Origin of the sequence: Dysgonomonas mossii, from assembly GCF_004569505.1 — a bacterium.
In the GTDB taxonomy this organism is placed as follows: Bacteria; Bacteroidota; Bacteroidia; order Bacteroidales; family Dysgonomonadaceae; genus Dysgonomonas.
Genome location: NZ_SPPK01000003.1, coordinates 45,549 through 67,837 on the forward strand (window position 1 = coordinate 45,549; position 22,289 = coordinate 67,837).

22 protein-coding genes are annotated in these 22,289 nt (G+C 35.3%); 15 read left to right on the forward strand and 7 right to left on the reverse strand.

All coding sequences use genetic code 11. The features are described 5' to 3' along the window. Positions 1 to 51 precede the first annotated feature (51 nt). The 6 genes from ychF to E4T88_RS10170 all read left to right on the forward strand — a co-directional run bounded on the left by ychF (position 52) and on the right by E4T88_RS10170 (position 5,210). Complete coding sequence (gene ychF, locus E4T88_RS10145; RefSeq protein ID WP_135105335.1) at positions 52 to 1,155, forward strand: redox-regulated ATPase YchF; 1,104 nt, start codon at positions 52 to 54, stop codon at positions 1,153 to 1,155. A gap of 162 nt (positions 1,156 to 1,317) precedes the next feature. Then, positions 1,318 to 2,139: an alpha-1,2-fucosyltransferase gene (locus tag E4T88_RS10150; protein ID WP_135105336.1), complete on the forward strand. Its 822-nt coding sequence runs from the start codon at positions 1,318 to 1,320 to the stop codon at positions 2,137 to 2,139. A 25-nt stretch (positions 2,140 to 2,164) separates the two neighbouring features. Further along, a complete protein-coding gene (locus E4T88_RS10155) occupies positions 2,165 to 2,593 on the forward strand; it encodes a GNAT family N-acetyltransferase (RefSeq protein WP_135105337.1) in 429 nt (142 codons plus the stop codon). A 34-nt stretch (positions 2,594 to 2,627) separates the two neighbouring features. Further along, positions 2,628 to 3,422, forward strand: coding sequence for a M48 family metalloprotease (locus tag E4T88_RS10160; protein WP_135105338.1), 795 nt, complete (start codon positions 2,628 to 2,630; stop codon positions 3,420 to 3,422). A 144-nt stretch (positions 3,423 to 3,566) separates the two neighbouring features. Then, positions 3,567 to 4,217 (forward strand): HAD family hydrolase, encoded by a 651-nt coding sequence (locus E4T88_RS10165; RefSeq protein WP_135105339.1) that lies wholly within the window; start codon positions 3,567 to 3,569, stop codon positions 4,215 to 4,217. 135 nt (positions 4,218 to 4,352) lie between these two features. Continuing rightward, a complete protein-coding gene (locus E4T88_RS10170; RefSeq protein WP_135105340.1) occupies positions 4,353 to 5,210 on the forward strand; it encodes an AraC family transcriptional regulator in 858 nt (285 codons plus the stop codon). A gap of 34 nt (positions 5,211 to 5,244) precedes the next feature. On the opposite strand, the gene E4T88_RS10175 is transcribed toward E4T88_RS10170, so the two are convergent. Next, on the reverse strand, positions 5,245 to 6,216 hold the full coding sequence (locus tag E4T88_RS10175; RefSeq protein WP_135105341.1) for a polyprenyl synthetase family protein: 972 nt from the start codon (positions 6,214 to 6,216) through the stop codon (positions 5,245 to 5,247). 359 nt (positions 6,217 to 6,575) lie between these two features. Between E4T88_RS10175 and polA the strand changes: the two genes are divergently transcribed. The 8 genes from polA to E4T88_RS10215 all read left to right on the forward strand — a co-directional run bounded on the left by polA (position 6,576) and on the right by E4T88_RS10215 (position 15,904). Beyond that, on the forward strand, positions 6,576 to 9,377 hold the full coding sequence (gene polA, locus E4T88_RS10180; protein ID WP_135105342.1) for a DNA polymerase I: 2,802 nt from the start codon (positions 6,576 to 6,578) through the stop codon (positions 9,375 to 9,377). 118 nt (positions 9,378 to 9,495) lie between these two features. Beyond that, on the forward strand, positions 9,496 to 11,169 hold the full coding sequence (locus tag E4T88_RS10185; RefSeq protein WP_135105343.1) for a putative glycosyltransferase family protein: 1,674 nt from the start codon (positions 9,496 to 9,498) through the stop codon (positions 11,167 to 11,169). Then, on the forward strand, positions 11,156 to 12,841 hold the full coding sequence (locus tag E4T88_RS10190; RefSeq protein WP_135105344.1) for a putative glycosyltransferase family protein: 1,686 nt from the start codon (positions 11,156 to 11,158) through the stop codon (positions 12,839 to 12,841). Before E4T88_RS10185 ends, E4T88_RS10190 begins: the two co-directional genes overlap by 14 nt. Positions 12,842 to 12,849: 8 nt before the next feature. Then, the gene (locus E4T88_RS10195) at positions 12,850 to 13,065 is read left to right on the forward strand and encodes a hypothetical protein (protein ID WP_135105345.1); all 216 of its coding nucleotides are present in this window, start codon (positions 12,850 to 12,852) and stop codon (positions 13,063 to 13,065) included. After that, positions 13,058 to 13,501 carry a YqaA family protein gene (locus E4T88_RS10200; RefSeq protein ID WP_135105346.1) on the forward strand — a complete coding sequence of 148 codons (444 nt, stop codon included), beginning with the start codon at positions 13,058 to 13,060 and terminating at the stop codon, positions 13,499 to 13,501. Before E4T88_RS10195 ends, E4T88_RS10200 begins: the two co-directional genes overlap by 8 nt. A gap of 473 nt (positions 13,502 to 13,974) precedes the next feature. Then, entirely contained in the window at positions 13,975 to 14,760 is a 786-nt protein-coding gene (locus E4T88_RS10205) for a radical SAM protein (protein WP_135105347.1), read from the forward strand. 25 nt (positions 14,761 to 14,785) lie between these two features. Next, positions 14,786 to 15,340, forward strand: a complete 555-nt coding sequence (locus E4T88_RS10210) for an NAD(P)H-dependent oxidoreductase (RefSeq protein WP_135105348.1) — start codon at positions 14,786 to 14,788, stop codon at positions 15,338 to 15,340. Positions 15,341 to 15,637: 297 nt separating this feature from the next. Continuing rightward, entirely contained in the window at positions 15,638 to 15,904 is a 267-nt protein-coding gene (locus tag E4T88_RS10215; protein ID WP_006841609.1) for a hypothetical protein, read from the forward strand. A 108-nt stretch (positions 15,905 to 16,012) separates the two neighbouring features. On the opposite strand, the gene deoC is transcribed toward E4T88_RS10215, so the two are convergent. The 4 genes from deoC to E4T88_RS10235 all read right to left on the reverse strand — a co-directional run bounded on the left by deoC (position 16,013) and on the right by E4T88_RS10235 (position 18,635). Continuing rightward, the gene (gene deoC / locus E4T88_RS10220; RefSeq protein ID WP_135105349.1) at positions 16,013 to 16,876 is read right to left on the reverse strand and encodes a deoxyribose-phosphate aldolase; all 864 of its coding nucleotides are present in this window, start codon (positions 16,874 to 16,876) and stop codon (positions 16,013 to 16,015) included. A gap of 1 nt (position 16,877) precedes the next feature. After that, on the reverse strand, positions 16,878 to 17,204 hold the full coding sequence (locus E4T88_RS10225) for a nucleotide pyrophosphohydrolase (protein ID WP_006841611.1): 327 nt from the start codon (positions 17,202 to 17,204) through the stop codon (positions 16,878 to 16,880). A gap of 1 nt (position 17,205) precedes the next feature. Then, positions 17,206 to 17,658: a D-aminoacyl-tRNA deacylase gene (gene dtd, locus E4T88_RS10230; protein WP_135105350.1), complete on the reverse strand. Its 453-nt coding sequence runs from the start codon at positions 17,656 to 17,658 to the stop codon at positions 17,206 to 17,208. 134 nt (positions 17,659 to 17,792) lie between these two features. Beyond that, positions 17,793 to 18,635: a methylated-DNA--[protein]-cysteine S-methyltransferase gene (locus tag E4T88_RS10235; protein WP_135105351.1), complete on the reverse strand. Its 843-nt coding sequence runs from the start codon at positions 18,633 to 18,635 to the stop codon at positions 17,793 to 17,795. Positions 18,636 to 18,809: 174 nt separating this feature from the next. Between E4T88_RS10235 and E4T88_RS10240 the strand changes: the two genes are divergently transcribed. Further along, positions 18,810 to 19,565: an SDR family oxidoreductase gene (locus E4T88_RS10240; protein WP_135105352.1), complete on the forward strand. Its 756-nt coding sequence runs from the start codon at positions 18,810 to 18,812 to the stop codon at positions 19,563 to 19,565. A gap of 81 nt (positions 19,566 to 19,646) precedes the next feature. Here E4T88_RS10240 and E4T88_RS10245 read toward each other — a convergent pair whose 3' ends face one another. Next, positions 19,647 to 20,246, reverse strand: a complete 600-nt coding sequence (locus E4T88_RS10245) for an HdeD family acid-resistance protein (protein WP_135105353.1) — start codon at positions 20,244 to 20,246, stop codon at positions 19,647 to 19,649. Positions 20,247 to 20,422: 176 nt separating this feature from the next. Next, positions 20,423 to 22,231, reverse strand: coding sequence for an excinuclease ABC subunit UvrC (gene uvrC / locus E4T88_RS10250; RefSeq protein ID WP_135105354.1), 1,809 nt, complete (start codon positions 22,229 to 22,231; stop codon positions 20,423 to 20,425). Positions 22,232 to 22,289 lie beyond the last annotated feature (58 nt).

The following is a 22,289-nucleotide window of genomic DNA, read 5'->3' on the forward strand; positions in this document are numbered from 1 at the left end:
CATTGATTTTTCACTACCTTTGTACCCTGAAAAAATAATTTATATAAAATAATGGCATTACAATGTGGTATTGTAGGACTTCCTAATGTGGGTAAGTCTACTCTTTTCAACTGTTTATCGAACGCAAAAGCACAATCGGCAAATTTTCCTTTTTGTACAATAGAACCAAATGTAGGAGTAATAACCGTTCCGGACGAAAGATTAAATAAATTAGCGGAATTGGTTAAACCCAATCGTATTTTGCCTACAACAGTAGAAATAGTAGATATAGCCGGGCTCGTTAAAGGAGCTAGCAAGGGGGAGGGGCTTGGTAATAAATTCCTTGCCAATATACGTGAAACGGATGCAATTATTCATGTACTTCGTTGTTTCGATGATGATAATATCACTCATGTGGATGGAAGTATAAATCCTGTGAGAGATAAAGAAATTATAGATATAGAGCTCCAACTGAAAGATTTGGAAACAGTACAATCCCGTATTCAGAAAGTAGAAAAACAAGCGAAAACAGGAGGGGATAAAGAAGCTAAACGTGCTTATGATATCTTGGTTCAGTTCAAAGAAGCGCTTGAGCAAGGTAAGTCGGCCCGTACTGTGAAATTTGATAACAAAGAGGATGAAAAAATAGCGAAAGAGCTTTATCTTCTTACATACAAACCTGTGCTTTATGTATGCAATGTAGATGAAGCCAGTGCTGTTTCGGGAAACAACTATGTAGAGCAAATACGTGAATCTGTAAAGGATGAAGATGCTGAAATTCTTATTGTAGCTGCAAAAATAGAGTCTGAAATAGCTGAATTTGAATCTTACGAAGAGCGTCAAATGTTTCTTGAAGAAATTGGACTTAAAGAATCGGGAGTAGCAAGGCTGATTAAATCGGCTTACAAGCTTCTCGGCTTACAAACATATTTTACAGCCGGAGTTCAGGAAGTACGTGCTTGGACATTCACTTCAGGATGGAAAGCTCCTCAGTGTGCAGGTGTTATACATACCGACTTTGAAAAGGGATTTATTCGTGCCGAGGTTATAAAATACAATGATTTTATAACATTGGGTTCGGAAGCTGCCGTGAAGGAAGCCGGTAAAATGAATGTAGAAGGAAAAGAATACATCGTTCAGGATGGTGATATAATGCATTTCAGATTTAATGTATAAATCTTAGGCATTTAGGATATTTTTATCATTGTTGCTAATATTCATGCTATTATACTACTATATGTGATATAGTGTCATGATTGATATTAGCAACAATTTTATTTTATAATCGCCTCCATATTTCTTTAATTTATAACTTTACAAATTCTCACTAATATTCTTATGATTATTAACTACGATTCTCCGGGTCAGTTGTGTAACAGAATATGGTCTCTTATTCCATCTATAGCTTATGGATTGAAGTACGAAGAGAAAGTATTGGTTATAAATTTCGATGAATATTTACCTGTTTTTTCCAATCTGAACAGAAATAAACTTATACGTTTTAAGTCTAAAAAACTTCTGCAAAGAATATTCCTTTCACTTAAGGCAAGAGGATATATACAAAACGGAAGATCTAATGTATTCAGAAAATTATTCAATCTTAATTTAATAGAGGGCTGGTCTAATCGTCTCGGAAATAGAGAAATGGTAATAGAGCAGTCGGATAATATACGTCCTTTATTTGATTTCAGAAAAGATGTAGTGATTGCTGTAAACGATTTTTTATCTTCTCAAGAAAAAGTTGTTATAGTTGGTGTACATATACGTAGAGGAGATTATAAAGAATGGCTCGATGGTATATACTATTTCTCTGATGAAGCTTACTCTCGAGCAATGAAAGATTTAGAAAAACAGCTTTTAGAGAGAGGAGAGAAGTTTAGATTTTTGATTTGTTCTAATGAAAGAATAGACCTCCATAATTTTTCAGAATTAGATTGTTTTGTCATACCCGAATCATCCTCAGAAAAAGAATTATACGCTTTATCTAAAAGTGATTATATAATAGGTCCTCCCAGTTCATTCTCGCAATGGGCTTCATTTTATGGAAAAGTGCCGGTGTGTTATATGATGTGTGAAAACCAAGAATTAAAACTTTCCGATTTTTCTAGAATCATATCTTTTAATACCTTTGAAAACGGAAATATTCTTGATATAGACTAAAGTTTAACCTAAATAATTTTACACTATGATTAGTTCTGCTGAGAAAAAAGATTACCCTGTATTAATAGATATTTGGGAGAGTGCGGTAAAGGCTACTCATGATTTTTTATCAGACGAAGATTTTGAATTTTATAAAACTCACATTCCCATCTATTTTCAACATGTTTCTCTATATGTTTATAGAAATCAAGAGGGTATCATAAAAGGATTTCTAGGTATAAGTGATGATAGCATAGAAATGCTTTTTGTAGAGAATGAAAGTAGGGGAGAGGGTATAGGTAAAATCTTGATGGACTATGCTGTAAACACACTGAATGCGCGAAAAGTGGATGTAAACGAACAAAATACACAAGCCTTGGATTTTTATTATCATTTAGGTTTTAAAGAAGTGGGCAGAGACGAATATGATGGAGAGGGAAAAGGCTATCCCATATTACATTTAGAGAAAAGCTAATATTTTAAAATACGAATCATTAACATTTATTTTTATGAAAAAACTACTAATTGCCTTAACACTAATTTTAATATGTTCTCACACTGCAAATGCGCAGCTGGGAGGACTAAAAATTAATAAAAAGCATCTTGACGCAGCTACTAAAACAGCAAAGGCATTAACACTTACCGACGAACAAATAGCTATCTATTGCCAGGAATATATTGACTGGATGGATGCTCATAACCCGGTTTGTAAAACAACCGACTCTGATCCCGGAATGAAAGCCGTAGCAGATCGTCTCGAAAAAATAAAAGCAACAATGCCTTCAGATGTAAAACTTGATATTCAGGCTTATTATGTTGTAGATCAGAATGCTTTTGCTTGTGCAAACGGAAGTATCCGTGTATTTGCGGGCTTAATGGAATTGATGACAGATGATGAAATATTGGGAATAATAGGTCATGAAGTAGGTCATATCGTTAATAAGGATTCTAAGGAAGCATTCAAAAAAGCATTGCTTACTTCTGCTCTTAAAGATGCAGTAGGTTCTACCGGAGATGTAGCAGCCACACTGACCGACTCTCAGTTGGGTGAACTTGGCGAAGCACTAGCCGGTGCTCAATTTTCACAGAAGGCAGAGTATGCCGCTGACGATTATGGTTATGAATTCTTGAAAAAGAGTGGTAAAGATCCGATGGGAATGGTAACAGCTTTACGCGTTATTCAAAAATTGTCTGACGATGCAGGTGTAGACAAAAGCAAGGCTAAACAATTGTTTTCTACTCATCCCGAAAGTGGCAAAAGAGCAGACAAACTTGAAGCCAAATATAAGAAGGAATATAAATAAGAAATTATAGGCTACGATATCTTAAAAACGGGGACATCATCATGTTTCCGTTTTTATTTTATGATGATATATAGCAGGATTCCCAATAAAATTATCTTACTTTGTTCAGTTTTTATTATTAGCTAATAGTATTAATAAAATAAAATGGCAAAAAGTAAAATAACAACCGTACTGTTTGGTTTAGATGGTGTTGTCGTAGACACAGAGCGCGCTTATGATGAGTTTTGGAGTAAGATAGCACAAGAGAATGAGTTGAAAATTAATAACTTTTCGGACGTAATAAAGGGAATGACATTGAGTTCTATCATTGAACTTTATTTTACGATTTCAACTCTCGAAGAAAAACAAGCTATAAGAGATGCATGTTCGAAGATGGAACAAGCTATTGATTATAAAAAAACGGTTATTCCTGGCGTTCTTGATTTTATAAAATACCTTAAAGATGAAGGTTATAAAATAGGGCTTGTTACCAGTTCTCCTTCTAGCAAAGTAAAGGTTGTATTAGATCAGTTGTCTTTAGGCGATACTTTCGATACAATAATTACATCTGATAGTATAAAGAAAGGAAAGCCCGACCCGATGGGATATGTATTGGCTAAGACAAATCTTGGAGTACAATCGGGAGAGTGCATCGTATTCGAAGATGCATTTACCGGTATCAAAGCTGCTACTTATGCATTTATGCGTGTAATAGGTGTATCTACAACCTTATCTGTCGATTTCCTGAAAGACTATACATACGGTGTGATAGCTGATTTTACTGATACAGAAAAGCTAAAAAGTTTAATGGCTTAAATAGTCTATAAAAATATAATAAAGAAGAGAGAGCATCTGAATGATGCTCTCTTTTTGTTAGTTTTCAATAAATAGCAAGTTTGGAAAAGTAACTATATTGCAGTATATATAATTTTGTAACAGAAAGTTATAAGTATGAAGCAGAAAATATCAACCAGGGAAGATTATGCGAAACGTATTAATATCATTATCGAATACATAGGCAATCATTTGAATGATGAAATGGATTTGAAAGAATTAGCAGACATATCAAATTTTTCGGAATTTCATTTTCATCGTATTTTTAAAGCTATAATTGGAGAATCTGTAGGAGCATTTGTTGTAAGAATGCGCATCGAGACTGCAGCTCGTTTATTAAGATATTCCAATCTTTCGGTACAAGATATTGCATATAATGTAGGATATAATACTCCTTCTTCTCTTACAAAAGTTTTTCGCCAGTACTATAATATTTCACCATCAGATTATAGAAATAACAAAAGTTATAAAATTATGAAACCATTGCAAGTATCTTCTGATATACAACTGAAAAATCCAAAAATAGTAGAGCTCGACTCCAAAAAAGCTATATACGTGCGTCTTCAGGGTGATTATCGTACTCTTGATTACGGAAGTGCATATAGTAAACTATGGTCTTTTGTAAAAGAAAATAAACTGTTTACCGCAGGTATCGAACATCTTACTATGTCTCATGACGACCCTCATGTAACGGATTCGGATAAGCTTATAACGGACGTTTGTCTGGTGATCCATAAGGAAGTGTCACCAAAGGGAGAAATAGGCGTAAAAAACGTTTTAGGGGGTAAATTTTTAGTATTTACTTATATTGGACCTTATAATAATTTGTCCTCTGTGTTTGACACTATATTTAGATGGGTTCCTGATAATGGATATGAATTACGGATCGATCAGGGGTTTGAGAAATATTTAAATAATCCGGATCGTACAACTCCGGATAAGTTGAAAACAGAGATTTATATTCCTATCCAATAAGTAAAAGAGCAACTTTAAGGAAGTTGCTCTTTTATTAATATACTCTTTTTATAATATAATCTACTGTGGCTTCGAGTGCTTCACGCACATCAGAATCAGGAATAGTTTCTATAATTTTTTCGGCTTGTTCCTTAAATTCTTCTATTTTCCTGTATGCATAATCTATTCCTCCATGCTCTTTGGCATAGTTGATCAGATGCTGAATATTTTCATCTGTATAGTTATAAGAATATACGATAGATAGTATTTCCTTTTTTTCTTCTTCCGAAGCATTTTTAATAGCATACAGAAGCGGTAAAGTTATTTTCCCTTCACGTATATCATTTCCTGTTGGCTTGCCAATAGCATCGGTAAAATAATCGAAAATATCATCGCGTAATTGAAAACACAATCCAAATAATTCTCCCAAGCGGGTAAATTTTTCTATTTCTTCTTCCGAAGCACTTACAGATATTGCCCCTATACGCATACATACCGACATCAGAGAGGCGGTTTTTTTCTTTATTACCTGAAAATACTCATCTTCGTCAATAATCAATTCTTTTACTAGCGAGAGCTGATTAAGTTCACCTTCGGCCAAATCGCGCCCTAAGTCAGATATATTGGATATGATTTCTATATTTCCTGTCAACACGCTCTTTATAAGAGCAGTAGATAAAAAGTAATCACCTGCCAGAACAGCCATTTTATTATCATAAATAGCGTTCAACGAAGCTTTTCCCCTTCTTATTTTTGATTCGTCTACAACATCATCGTGTATAAGCGAAGCTGTATGCAAAAGTTCTACAGTGATAGCAGCGTTGTAAGTAATATTATTGATCTCGCCACAGGCTTTAGCAGCCAGAAGTAATAAAATGGGACGGATTCTTTTACCATCCGATTTCATAATGTGATCTATAATTTCCTGAATCCTTACATTATTGCAAAAAACAGAATCTTTGTAATAAGTATTGAATATTTTTAATTCTTCCGCTACAGGTTTAGCTATTAAAAGCTTTTTATCCATATCTTGTTTTGTTGAGTTGCAAATTTAAGAATATTTCGGCTTTAAGCATTATATATGGGTAACTTTACATACATATAAGGAATTTTTTAAAGAATAATTGCATTTTAATGTTTTTGAATTCTTTTTTAATACTTAGTATCCTCAAATAGTCCTTGATATTTGGTTCTATTACTCTGTTTTTTTACTTTTTTGTAAAGAAGAATATCAATAAGTAAAGCTGTTTATTTTTTTCTTTCCCCCTCGGTTACGGATAGAGGGTCTTACGGTGAAGATTGATTATCTATTTTAATTTGTCTCTTTTGTAGTTCATCAGTTTTTCCTTAACTTTCCACTGTTTTATAATATAAATATATTCCCCAATGAAATTATTCCTATTAGACGCGTATGCGCTCATATACCGTTCTTACTATGCATTTATAAAGAATCCGAGGGTTAACTCTAAGGGTCAAAACACATCTGCTGTGTTTGGTTTTGTAAATACATTAGAGGAACTTCTTCGCAAAGAAAACCCGACACATATTGCCGTCGCATTCGATCCTCCGGGAGGAACGTTCCGTCATGATGCTTATGAGAAATACAAAGCGCAGCGTCAGGAGACTCCTGAAGATATAAGGGTGGCCGTTCCTATTATCAAGGAGATTATTGCAGCTTATAATATCAAAGAGTTGGAAGTTCCTTATTATGAGGCTGACGATGTTATTGGTACTATTGCGAAGAAAGCAGAAAAGGAGAATATAGATGTTTATATGATGACTCCCGACAAGGATTATGGTCAGCTTACGTCCGATCATATATTCATGTACAAACCAAAGTTTGCAGGATCGGGATTTGATGTATTAGATGCTAAAGCCATCATGGAGAAATATGAGCTATCTTCTCCCGACCAGATGATCGATTTACTCGGTCTTATGGGTGATGCTTCCGATAATATACCCGGATGTCCCGGTGTAGGCCCTAAAACTGCTCAGAAGCTGTTAGAAGAATACGGAACTATCGAAAACCTCCTTGAACATACATCGGAGATTAAAGGAGCATTAAAACAACGGCTGGAAGATAATAAAGAGCAAATTATATTCTCAAAATTTCTGGCTACTATAAAGACTGATGTACCTGTCGATTTCAACAAAGATGAATTTGCTCGTAGAGAAATAAACGCTGAAAAAATAAGTGCTCTTTTTGAAGAACTTGAGTTCAGAACACTTATCAGCAGGGTTCTTAAGACTGATGGTATCCCATCACACCCTGTGAGAAATACTACAACGCATGAAGCTATACAGGGTGATTTATTTGCCGAATTATTGCCGCCTGTAGACTCTTCTTCAGATAATACAACCGTTAACTATTCGGCCTTACAGGAGTTGAAAGATATACCTCACTCTTATCATCTTGTGGAGGAAGAGAAAGAGATTTTGGAACTGATAAGTACTCTTTCTAATCAGGAATCTTGTTGTTTCGATACCGAGACTACAGGTCTCGACCCTATAGTGAGCGAACTGGTAGGGATGTCCTTTGCCTTCAAAGAGGGAGAAGCTTATTACGTTCCCGTTTCTGCCGACTTTGACGAAGCGAAGAAACTGATAGATAAATTCCGTCCGTTTTTTGAAAATGAGAAGATACTGAAAATAGGACAGAATATAAAATACGATATTATTGTTCTCAAAAAATATGATATTCATGTGCGAGGCAAATTGTTTGATACAATGATTGCTCATTACCTTATCAATCCTGAGTTGAGACACAATATGGATTATATGGCAGAAACATATCTGAAATACAGAACAATACATATTGATGAGCTGATAGGGGCTAAGGGTAAAAATCAGCTGAATATGCGTTCTCTGCGTCCTGATCAGATTAGTGATTATGCATGTGAGGATGCAGATGTTACATTGAAACTGAAAAGCATACTTGAAAAGGCGATTGAGAAACAGGATTTAAGTAAATTATTTTACGAAATAGAGTTACCTCTTATCTATGTTCTTGCAGACATGGAATTTATCGGTGTAAGACTGGATACGGTTGCTTTAGGAGAGTATTCAAAGACTCTTACCATCGAATTGCAGAACATCGAATTGGAGATATATAAGCTTGGAGAAACAGAATTTAATATAAATTCGGCGAAGCAGGTAGGAGAGGTGCTTTTCGACAAATTAAAGATTGTAGATAAGCCCAAAAAGACTAAAACAGGACAGTATGTAACCAGTGAAGAGACATTGGAAAGCATTAAAGATACGCATCCGATTGTAAATAAAATATTAGAATACAGAGGTCTTAAAAAACTTCTGAGTACTTATATTGATGCACTTCCGCTGCTTGTTGACCCCAAAGACGGGAAGATACACACATCTTTTAATCAGACAGTAACAGCTACCGGAAGATTAAGTTCTACGAATCCCAATCTTCAGAATATTCCTATACGTGATGCACAAGGAAGAGAGATTCGGAAATCATTTATTGCCGATGAGGGATGCTTGTTTTTCTCTGCCGACTATTCTCAGATCGAGCTCCGTATTATGGCACATCTTAGCCAAGACCCATCGATGGTAGAAGCTTTCAATAGCGGGGAAGACATACACGCTGCTACAGCTGCCAAGATTTATAAATTGAAGATAGATGAAGTAACAAGTGATATGCGTCGAAAGGCAAAAACAGCCAACTTTGGTATCATATACGGGATTTCTGTTTTTGGATTGGCCGAACGACTTACCATTCCAAGGGGAGAAGCTAAAGAGCTTATTGACGGTTATTTCGAGACTTATCCGAAGGTGAAAGAATATATGGATAAATGCATAACCGATGCTCGCGAGAAGACCTATGTAGAAACTGTTTTTGGACGAAAAAGATACCTGCCAGATATCAACTCACGAAACGCAACTGTACGTGGTTATGCCGAGCGAAATGCCATAAATGCACCCATACAAGGGAGTGCGGCTGACATTATAAAAGTGGCTATGAATAATATTTTTAAACGCTTCGAAGAAGAGAATATCAAATCGAAGATGATTCTTCAGGTACATGACGAGTTGAATTTTAATGTTCTTGAAAATGAACTTGATAAAGTTCAAAAGATAGTAATTGAAGAAATGGAAAATGCATATAAACTGGCTGTTCCACTAAGAGCTGATTGCGGAAAAGGAAAGAACTGGCTGGAAGCGCATTAAAGTATTATATGGTTTTAATAATAAAGAGGTTCTTGGTTTTTACTCACAATGACAATTTAGATGTATAAAATAGTGAAATAAATCTTTCTGATTATCTTTACCCAAATTTACTTGGTTTATGAATAATCTTTTAGACAAAATAATGCAAAGCAAAAGGTATCAGTTTTTGGTATTTTTTGCTTTGTTGGTTTTTCTGTCTTTGTTGATGATGTATTTTTATCAGCCCTTATGTCCGGGGCAGGATTTCTTTTTTCACTACAGAAGGCTACAGGCATTGATGGATGGTCTGAAAGATAGTCCGTGGCTCATCTATCTCGATTATAGTGCCATCGATGGTTATGGCTATCTTACAAAGGCTTTCTATCCCGACTTTATACTTATACCTTTTGCTTTGATTGGTAATCTTACCGATGCTGCGTTTGCATATCAGTTTATGATATTTACCATGACTGTTTTGTGTGGTGTATTCACTTACATAACAATCAATACCATTTATAAAAGTTCGTACGCTGCTGCAATAGCAGCACTGTTGTACACGTTTGCTGCTTATCGGTTGCTTGATATATATCACAGGGCTGCAATAGGAGAGGCCTTGTCTTTTACTTTTGTGCCTATTGTCTTTTTGGGATTGTACCATATTATCACGGGTGATTGTAAGAAATGGTACGTTTTGACTATAGGCTTTAGCCTGATGATATTTACGCACCTTATATCATCGGTTCTAATGTTTGTGACTATACTTATCTTTTTAGGGATTTGCTATAAATCATTGCTAAGAGAGCCTAAACGTATAAAATATCTTGTTTTTGCAGGTGTTGTAACTTTGATCATAACCGCTTACTATATTTTCCCGATGATGGAGCAAATGCTTTCCAATACGTTTTATTATGAGAGCAGTGGATTGATGTCTAAAGCTCAGGATTCTGCACTTGGACTGCATTGGATTATCTGGGGAATGTTTGTAGGAATAATTATTCCGGAGCAAGCTCTTATTCCCGGTGTAGGTCTCTTGCTTACATTTGGTATCATTTTGCGGTTGTTTGTATATGAAAAATCGAAAGAATTAAGGAGTCTTGATATCGCCGTTATTGTAGGTTTTATCTATATTATCGCTTGTCTGCCGATATTTCCTTGGTCGGTATTTCCGTTCAGCTTGTTGAACTTTATTCAGCTCCCATGGCGTTTGCTTGAGTTTTCGTGTTTCTTTTTTGCAGTGGCAGGGGGATATTACTTATCACGAATTTTAAAGACGAATAAGCGATTTTTGGCTGGGGGGATAATGATTGTTGCCGGAATAGCTTTGGTGCTTGTAAACGATGCGCAATCATACAAAAACTATCGTTGTGGGCGTCCTGTTACTCAGAGTGCAGATATTTCGAATGATTATCATTTAGGAGGGCTGGAATATATTCCCGATAGAGTACCTTCTGTAGAATATCTTCATCAGAGAGGGGACAGTGTGAAGTCAAATTATGGAGGGATGCAGATATCTGACTTTAAACGGTCAGGAAGAGTAACGGCTTTTAACCTGAATGCAACCAATGGAGAAGCTCTGGAATTGCCATTGATTTACTATAAAGGTTATACCGCCCGTCTTGATGGGAAAGCTATTCCTGTTTCGGAAAGTGATGATGGATTAGTTCAATTATCGGGTAATCAATCGGGTAGGGTAGAAGTATATTATGAGGGAACTATTACACAGAGAATAAGCCTGTGTATAACAGTTTTGAGCATATTGAGCTTGTGTATTTTTATATTTTTACAGAAAAGAAGAGAAAATGAAGCTAGATAGTCTTATAGCAGATAAGAAATATCATTTTTGGATTTTCTTCTCTGTTTTATTATTTCTTTCTGTTTTGTGTTCTTTTGCATACGGAACTCAGTTTTTGGGTGGCGATGACTATTACTTTCACAATGCTCGCTTCGAGGCCTTAATGCAAGGGCTGAAAGATGGAACATTTCCTTCCTATATAGACTATCAGGGGCTTTATGGCTATGGCTACCTTGTAAAAACATTTTATTCCGATTTTATTCTCATTCCATACGCTCTATTAGCTAATTTGACGAGTAAGGATTTTGCCTATTGGTTCCTTTATTTTTCTATGACAATGATGTGCGGAACTTTTATGTACATTTTTGTTCGTAGAGTTTATAAGAGTGCGTATGTGGCATCTATGAGCTCGATACTGTATACTTTTTGCTTATATCGTCTGCTCGATTTATATTATAGAGGAGCATGGGGCGAAGCCTTTTCATTTACTTTTCTGCCGATTGTTTTTCTAGGACTTTTTTATATCATTAAGGGTGATTATCGGAAGTGGTACGTTATTGCCATTGGATTTTCTTTGATGATTTTTACGCATGTCCTTTCCACTTTGCTGTTGTTTATTACAATAAGTATCATACTGGTTGTTTATTATAGAGATATGATAAAAGAGCCCAAGCGTATATACTATTTGATTTTGGCAGGCGTGGTTACAATCGTTTTGACGAGCTATTATTTGTTTCCATTTTTTGAACAAATCTTATCCGATATATTTTACTTTCAGAAGTTTAAATACTCGCCTTACACTACTGCACAGAGCAGGCTCGATTGGTTGACCATCTTGAGAGGTTCAGTTGAAGGCTTTACGCTCGGTCAGAAATCTACAGGGATAGGGTTGTTGCTCCTTGTTTCGTTATGCTTGCGATTTTTTGTGAGAGGAAATAAGGAACAAAAGAAATATATAAGAAGTATCGATATAGGGGTTCTTATCGGGTTGTTTTATATTGTTCTCACATCCACTTTAACACCCTGGACACGCTTCCCTTTGTCTTATCTGAGTCTTATACAGTTCCCGTGGAGGCTATACGAGTTTGTTGTTTTCTTTTTTTCTGTGGCAGGAGCTTATTACATATACTTGCTGTGTAAAAAAAAAAATATTCAGCTTGTGGCGTTTTCATTATTGGTCGTTTTAACTTCGGTTGTTATTGTAATTGATGCTTCAACGTATAAAGAAATAAAGATAGAGGCTCGTTTATCCAATAAAAATTATTTGAACGAAACCACTCATTATACAATGGCGGGAATGGAATATTATCCTTCAAGAATGCCCTATCCTGATCTATTTATCCTACAACGTGGAGATAGCGTGACGTCTCAGCTAAAGGAAATAGAAGTATATAACTTTGAACGGTTTGACTATATTACCCGGTTTGATATAAAAACCAATGTGAAAGACAGTATCGAATTACCTCTCATTTATTATAAAGGATATGCTGCGTATCTCGACGGAGTAAGTATTCCTGTTACAGAAAGTAGTCAAGGTCTTGTGCAGATCCCTATTGATAGTTCGGGTAGAGTAGAGGCTTATTATAAAGGAACTTTGCTACAAAAACTAAGTTTTTATATTACTATTCTAAGTATATTTGTGCTGTGTTCATATATTTTTCTTCAAAGAAGAAAGGACAAACATCTTAAATAATAACGAATATGCGTAATTTTATTTATCTAGATCTCTTATATCCTGTCTTTATGTTTATTTTCGGTATTATAATGATATCGAGTCCACGCTCTTTGATGCGTAAAGCAAAATACGACGAAGAAAGCCTCAAAACCGAGTCGTGGGTAAAGAAACTCGGGATAGGACTGTGTGTATTTGCTGTTGGTTTTGGAATATACATATTCTATAAGTTGAAATATGCTTGACGGATTTGTAGAGTATGGCTACATAGGTCTGTTTTTAGCATCCTTTCTTGCGGCTACTATATTACCTTTCGGTTCCGAAGTCGTTTTTGTCGGTCTTATTGCAGCCGGTCTTAACGGTTGGTCGTGCGTTCTTATCGCCTCTGTGGGAAATTGGTTAGGGGGAATGACTAATTACTATTTAGGACATCTCGGAAAGGTAGAATGGATAGAGAAATACCTCAAAGTAAAGAAAGATAAAATAGATAAAATGCAGCGATGGTTGGAAGGGAAAGGTGCAGCAATGGCATTTTTTAGTTTTCTGCCCGTTGTAGGTGATATTATAGCCCTTGCCTTAGGCTTTATGCGTGCCAATGTTTATATCGTAAATGCAACCATGTTTGCCGGTAAGTTTGTGCGCTATGTACTGATAATGTATGGCGTAAATTGGATTATCTAATTCTGTAGATTCCTATTTTTTCATGTTGAATAAAATGCCCCGTTAAGTAAAACAGAATTCCTCTCTATTTCTGTTTATTCTCAAAAATTATCTATTTATATCTATTCTCTTATCATGCTGAGGAAGAAAAGATCAATTATTATAAATTATATGAAGGAGAATATAAAGTGACAGAATAAAGTAGCCAAATAAGTGTCACTTTTGTCACCTTTTTATATTTAATATTCATTAAATCAGTATATTATGTATATTTCTGATTGTCACCTTTTGAAGTAAAATATTATTGTGCTTCGTTTCATGTGGAACAAAAAATGGAATTTGTTAATTTTTAGGTCTTTATTCTCGCTGTATATCTTATTTCTGTTAAAACTCCAAGATTGTAGAACTGAAAAATCAATATGTTTATATTGCAGAGAGTGATAAAGCAGTAACTTTGTATATTATTAAAAATTAGAGCTTAGAAATAAAATAATATGTCAACTATATTGTTTCATGAAATAGTGTTTGGTCCTATACACAGTCGTCGTTTAGGGTCATCTTTGGGTATGAATTTGCTTCCTTACGATGGCAAGTTGTGCTCGTTCGATTGTATCTATTGTGAATGTGGGTATAATGAAAATTTCAGGACAAAGACTAAATTGCCTAGTCGTGAAAATGTTAAAGCTGCTCTGGAAGACAAGCTGATGCATTTGCAAAAAGAAGGAACAGCATTGGACGTAATTACTTTTGCCGGAAATGGAGAACCGACGATACATCCTCAATTTGCTGAAATTATTGATGATACAATCGAACTTCGGGATAAGTATTACCCTCAAACTAAAATCAGTGTGCTTTCGAATGCTATGCATGCCGGAAAGGAGAAAGTGTTTAATGCACTGAAAAAGGTAGATAATAACATACTTAAGCTTGACTCGGCCTGTATTGATACTGTGCGGTTGATAGATCGTCCTAATTCGCCTGAGTATAGTATAGAAAAGCAGATAGAACTTTTTAAACGCTTCGAAGGCAATTTTATTATGCAAACAATGTTTGTAAGAGGTAGTCATAAGGGTAGGGTAGTGGATAATACAACAGAGGGTGAAGTTTCGGCTTGGTTAGAGGCTGTTAGAGCGACAAAACCCCGCGAGGTTATGATTTACACTATCGACAGAGAAACCCCTGAAAAAAACCTTGAAAAAGTGCCTGTGGAAGATTTAAGAAAGATAGGAGACCGTGTTGAAGGGCTTGGTCTTGGTATTGAAGTTTTGGTTACAGCATAAGTTTGAATTATATAAATAAAAAGATATGGTAACAATCGTTTTTGCTCATCCTTGGCATGGTAGTTTTAATAAAGCAATATTGGATGCAATTATTGACGAATATGATAATAATAATGTGGCTTATGAGGTATTAGATCTCCATAAAGATAACTTTAATCCGGTGTTTACAGAAGATGAATTGTCTGTATATAACAAAGGAAAAGTACTTGATCCATTAATTCTTAGATATCAGCAAGTGATAAAAAAATCTGACAAAATGATATTTATTTTCCCTAATTGGTGGAATACTATGCCTGCTATTTTGAAAGGTTTTTTTGACAAAGTGCTGTTGAAAGATTTTGCTTTTAATTACGAAGGAGGCTTCAATGCTCTTTTAGACATAGAGCAATCCCTTATTATTACTACGTCTGAGCATCCGAGCCCTAACTTTAAAAATACGATCGAAAATGGCCTTATTGGAGATATGCTCAACCCGGTTGGTATCCGTAACAGTGTTTGGTTGAGCTGTGAAGGAACATCAAAAGGAACTGACGAGATGCGAAAATCCTTTATTGATCGTGTAAGACAAGCGATTAGGTAATGCTTTGTCGGACTTTTATAGGCTACTATTTTTACTTTTGATAGTTGATTCTGACATTTTGATCTAATTATATGTTAAATTAAGTTTTTTTCAGATTTTTTGATTGATACAGTATCTATTTTTATTTTGTAAACAGTGCATTTGTATACCTTTTAAACGAAGAAAATATTCTTTAGTAATACTTACACAAAGTGGCTTTTTTTTTAACGCGGTTTAACCTGTGTTAATTCAAAAACCAGCATACATTTGTTGCGTATTTAAACAGTATAGTTTAACACTTTTAATTAAGTATTATTTATGAAAAAGATTATTCTTTCAGGTATCATGGCTATCGCATTAATCGCCTCTACCAGTGTAATGGCTCAAGATGTAAAAACAGCTAATCAAGCAAAAAAAGCCCCTAAAACAGAAGTTAAGGAAGCCAAACAAGCAGCTAAAACTGAAGTGAAAGAAGCTAAAGAAACTGCAAAAACAGAAAAGAAAGCAGCTAAGACAGAAGTGAAAGCAAAAAAGGAAGAAGCTAAAGGTAACGTGAAAGCAGCAAAAGCTGAACTGAAAAAGTAAATAGCTCACTGTGAACCTTTTCACAGTTATCAGAATCTTATTCTGAAAATAAAAGATCGGTACGATTTTCGTGCCGATCTTTTTTATGTGTCTGGCGATAGGTATGCCCTACTTAATACTTTCCAATAGGTTGTTAGCTAATCTGCTTGCTCCTATACGGAAATATTCTTTATTCAGATATTCATCGCCCAGGACTTCTTTTACTATCGTATAGTACTTTACGGCATCTTCTGTTGTAGAAATACCTCCTGAAGCTTTAAATCCGGCTTTATTCCCTGTTTTCTGGTTATACTCTTTAATTGCAGTACACATAACGTATGCTGCCTCGAGAGTAGCACCTTCATATACTTTTCCTGTTGAAGTTTTTATAAAATCAGCTCCTGAGTATAATGCAAGAATAGAGGCTTTCATAATATTCTTAGCGCTTTTTAGTGCTCCTGTTTCAAGTATTACCTTTAGTTTTGCTTCACGGCATGCGTTCTTTATTTCGTCTATTTCTTCACAAACGTCTTCGTAATTTTCTTCCAGGAAGTATCCTAGATTGAGTACAATATCTATTTCATCGGCTCCAGTTGCAACAGCAAGTCCTGTTTCTGCTATTTTAACTTCGGTAAATGTTTGAGATGAGGGGAATCCACCTGCTACTGAGGCTATATTTACATTTGCCGTTAAAGCTTCTTTTACTGTTTCTACAAAGTTGGGGAAAACGCATATCGCTGCTACATTGTCTACATCGCTTGATCCTTCGAAGTCGTTTACTGTTTCTGTAAAATTCCAGATTTCTTCGCGCGTATCTGTTGCATTCAATGATGTGAGATCTATGCAGGAATATATCCTCTTATATACCTCTTTGGTATTATTCTGATCGAATTTCTTACTGATTATCTCATTTACTTTCTGAGTGATATCAGCATCCTTGATGTCTGTTTTATATTTTTTTAGAGTATCTCTGTATTTATCTACTTCTGCCATTCTATTTCAATTTTTCGTTGTTTATATGCCTGTCTTTATCTCTGTTAGTCTTTTTTTCAATATTCTTTTTTAGGGCGTCTGTAAGATCTATCCCTGTTTGATTTGCGAGGCAGATAAGTACCCACAATACATCGGCCATTTCGTCACCAAGATCTTTGTTCAGATCAGACTTCTTGAAAGATTGATCTCCGTATGTACGCGCCATAATGCGGGCTAATTCGCCCACTTCTTCGGTGAGGATAGCCATGTTGGTTAGTTCGCTGAAATAGCGTACGCCCACGGTTTTTATCCATTGGTCTACTTCCTGTTGTGCTTCTTTTATTGTCATGTTATTCTTTTACTTTCGAGTCGATCCATATAGTTACAGGACCGTCATTTATGAGTTCTACCTTCATGTCTGCTCCAAATTCGCCTGTTTGTACCGATTTACCTAGCTTGTTCCCTAAAACGGCACAAAATTCTTCGTACAAAGGTACTGCAATTTCGGGTTTGGCTGCATATATATAAGATGGACGATTTCCTTTTTTAGTGGAAGCATGTAAGGTAAATTGCGATACTACAAGTATTTCGCCATTGATATCTTTTATTGATAAATTCATTACACCTTCCTTATCATCAAATATACGAAGATTTACAGCCTTGTTGCAGAGCCACTCTATGTCGTCTTTACTATCTGAATTTTCTATACCTACAAGGATAAGAAGCCCTTGATTTATTGCTGATTTTATACTGCCGTTGATTGTAACTGATGCTTTACTTACTCTTTGTATTAATATCCTCATGTTTGATAAAATAGAGTCGCATAATTAGATATGGACTTTAAAATTAGAGATTAATTTGCAAATATACCTAAGTTGCTTCATTTATTACTAACACAAGTTGAGGTTAATAATTATTTGTATAATCCACTGTATTACTATTGATATACTTTAGCAGCTTCCCACCCGATCATAGACGTCTTGCGGATATGTCCCCAATGATAGTCTCCCAGAGCCCCTGTAGACTGTATTATTCGATGGCAAGGAATGAGATATGCTACGGGGTTTTGCCCCACAGCATTTCCCACTGCCCGACTAGCTTTAGGGCTCTTTATGAGATTAGCAATATTCTGGTATGACGATAATTGCCCCATCGGGATATTTAGTAAGGCTTGCCACACTTTAATCTGAAAATCAGAACCTTTGATGTGTAATTTTATTTTATCAAGACTCTCCCAATCCAAATTGAATATCCGTATTGCATTCTTTTGAATTTCGTCTGCTGAATTTTGATAATTTGCTTTAGGAAAAATACTTGTGAGGTTCTTTATTGCTTCTTCATGGTCTTCTGCAAATGACATGTGGCAAATTCCTTTTGGGGTTGAAGCCACAATTATTTCTCCAAATGGACTGAGAGCAAAGCTATAGTTTATAGTAAGATAGCTTCCCTCATTTTTATATTCGGCAGGGGTCATTCCTTCTATATTTATGAATAGATCATGCAACCTGCTCGTGCCTGATAAGCCAACTTCGTATGCGGTATCGAATAGTGTTGCTTGTGTTTCTCTTAAGATCTGTTTTGCATGTTGTATGCTTATATATTGTAGGAAGCGTTTAGGGCTAACACCTGCCCATTCTTTGAATAATCGCTGAAAATGGAAGGGACTAAGATGGATATGTTCTGAAATCTTATCCAAACTAGGCTGATATTTGTAGTTTTCACTAATATATTCTATTGCCTTTTTGATGCGATTGAAATCTAATGATTCTTGATTAAGCATAGTTTTGGTTTTTTATTCTACAAAGCTACATAGTAGTTTACAATTATAGAATCCATTTCTTGCTGAATTTGTTCGCTTTTAGTCTAATTACTTTTCCTCTATAATAGCAAGAAATGGATTTTAGGTGACTCTATGACAGAATATATTTGTACTGTTTAATTAAATAGAACAAATATGAAAAAGTTAGAAGGAAAGGTAGCCCTTATAACAGGAGCTACAAGCGGTATAGGTAAGGCGACAGCTATCGATTTTATTGAGAACGGAGCAAAAGTCATTTTTACAGGACGCTATCAAGAGACAGTAGATAAAACAGTGGCTGAATTAGGAAATCAAGCTGTAGGTTTCGTTTCGGATAGTGGGAATATGTCTGATTTATTGGCTATTAATGAAAAGATCAAGTCGATTTCACCTCGGATAGATATCCTGTATGTAAATGCAGGTTTTGGGAAATATGCGCCTATTGAGGCAGTCACAGAAGAGCATTTCGATGAGATGTTTAATGTGTTGGTAAAAGGGACTTTGTTTACGGTACAACAAGTATTACCATTGATGGAAGAGGGGAGTTCCATAATATTGAATTCTTCGAACGTGACAAAGATGGGAATGCAGAATTCTGCTGTTTATTCTGCTGCCAAATCGGCGATTTTATCCTTTGTGAAGACATTTGCGGCAGAATTATCTTCGAGGAATATTCGTGTAAATGCAGTAAGTCCCGGGCCGGTAAGTACAAATTATTTCGATCGATCTAATCTTTCTAAAAATCAGATAGATAGCATTGTAGAATATGTGTTACCTCAAGTTGCACTAAAGAGGTTTGCGCAGCCTTCTGAAATTGCTAAAGTGGTAACATTCCTTGCCTCTGATGATGCTTCTTTCATACAGGGAGCAGAAATATCTGTCGATGGTGGTTTTCCGGAGGTTAGGATATAATCTATATATGATTAGAGGTGTCTTAAAAGTAGACACCTCTCAATCTTTTGTTCCAAAAAATTAAATGCTATCCCATTCTACTTACTCGTTATGTGTTTCTTTTTCAATATTTTCCATTTCCTTGTGAAGAGATTTTAATCTCATCCCAAGGTATATTCTGAAGAAACCATAAGAGATGAACGAAATACTAATGAGCGCTACTATAAATCCTGATGTTAGAACAGGACTCATTATGAAAATAAATGACAAAATCACACCCAAAACAGCTAATGTTAGCAACCATCCCCAGCCTTTAGCTCCATTTCTTTGTAATTCTACGGCTCCTCCTATTCCCCAGATAGACTGGAACATTACCCAGAACCCAACGAAATATGAGAGTACGATTGCGATTACTGCAGGAGACATTGATATAAGAATGATACCAAATAATAAGTCTATAATACCACTTACTAAAGTCCACCCCCAGCCCTTGAGTGTATTTCTATTTGACACAGCAAATATTATTTCGAAAACACCACTAACAAAGAAAGTTACAGAAAATACAATTGATAATGCTGTAATTGTAGTCCACGGAGATGTTAAGCACCAAATTCCCAGCATTATAGCTAGTAGTCCGATTAACAATGAAACCCACCAGTATTTGACGGCTTGTTTTACAGAATAAAATAAATCATTTCTCATGTGTACGTTATTTTTAATTAGTTTATGTGTTATAATATTATAACGTCTACCGACTTATTTAGTTTCGAGAAAGTTAAATGTTTAAATGTGATGAATGATTATACGCTATTTTAGAGCGAATCTTTTTAGGTATAATTTCTTACAAGTGTAAAGTTTTATAGTACAGATATTTAATTTTATAACTCTTTTTTTTCGGTAAAATATTTCCCAATTAATGTAGCTTTGTGTTTACCTACTACTTTTTCGATTTCCTCGTTAGACGCTGATTTTATTCTTTTTACACTTTTGAATTCTTTCAGTAGAAGTCGTTTAGTCTCTTCACCAATGCCTTTGATATTATCTAATTCAGATTTCACTTGTCCCTTACTTCTTTGGTTTCGGTGAAATGTAATTCCAAATCTATGTGCTTCATCTCTAAGGTGTTGTATAATCTTTAAAGATTCACTGTTTTTGTCCAAATAGAGTGGGATAGAGTCTTCCGGGTAGTAGATCTCTTCAAGCCTTTTCGCTATCCCGACAATGGCTACTTTGCCATAAATACCAAGTTCTTTTAACGATTCACAAGCTGCACTTAGCTGACCTTTGCCTCCGTCGATAACAATAAGCTGGGGTAGAGGACTTCCTTCTTCTATAAGTCTGTGGTATCTGCGATATACAACTTCTCGCATTGTTGAAAAATCGTCAGGCCCAACTACTGTTTTAACATTGAAGTGGCGATAGTCTTTTTTTGAAGGTTTTCCCATTTTGAAGACTACACATGCCGACACGGGGTTGGTTCCCTGTATGTTAGAGTTGTCGAAACATTCAATGTGTGATGGCAAGTCTTTGAGGCTCAGGTCTTTTTGCATTTCTTTCAGAATGCGAGTACCTCTTTGTTCCGGATTTAAGCTTTCTGCTCTTTTTAATTTGTCTAGTTTGTATTGTCTTACATTCTGAGTTGAAAGAAGCAATAGTTTTTTCTTATCGCCTCGTTGAGGAATATTAATTTCTACACCATCTAATTTCAGGTCGGGAAGAAATGGAACAACAATTTCTTTCGCTGTAGAGCCAAATCTTTTTCTTACCTCAATAATTCCCAAAGCAAGCAATTCTTCTTTTTCTTCTTCTATCCGTTTTCTATATTCGAATGTATATGCCTGTATAACAGCACCATTATACACATTCAAATAATTGATATATCCTGCATCTGCATCTTCGTCATAACTGAATACATCAATGTTATATTTGATTGAACTTACTACGGTTGATTTATTTTTGAAATTCTCAATTAATATAAATTTTTCTTTCAGTTTATTTGCCTCTTCAAATTCTTGCTTCTCGGCTAGCGCCTGCATTTCTGAATAGATAGATTCGCTTACAAGATTGGTATTCCCTTTTAAGATTTCCTGAATAGCATTTACATTTTTAATATATTCTTCAGAATTCTGTAAACCAACGCAAGGACCTTTACATCTTTTTATATGATACTCTAGACAGACTTTATATTTTCCTTCTGCAATTTTCTCCGGCGTAAGATTTAATGAGCATGTACGAATAGGATACAATTTGTGGATCAACTCCAGGAGAGTCTTTACACTCAGCACATTAGAGTATGGACCAAAATATTTAGAGCCATCTTTTAATATTTTTCTCGTTATTTCTATTCTAGGAAAATATTCATTCCTAATAACGATAGACGGATATGATTTGTCATCTTTCAGCATTACGTTGTATCGTGGCTGAAATTCTTTGATCAGGCTATTTTCAAGTAGGAGAGTGTCTTCTTCTGATTCAACAATGATATATTTGATATCTTTTATCTTGCTGACCAGTATTCTCGTCTTTGGACTATCCTCATGGTTTTTTGTAAAATATGAAGAAACCCGTTTTTTTAGATTTTTTGCTTTCCCTACATATATGATTACTCCCTTGTCGTCATAATATTGATAACAACCAGGCTTCTGGGGGATATTTCTAATGATATTTTTCAAATAATCATTAATCATCGTACTCTTTTCTTTACTTATTGTATTTTACGTGAAATTATTAATTTGTTTTCTATAC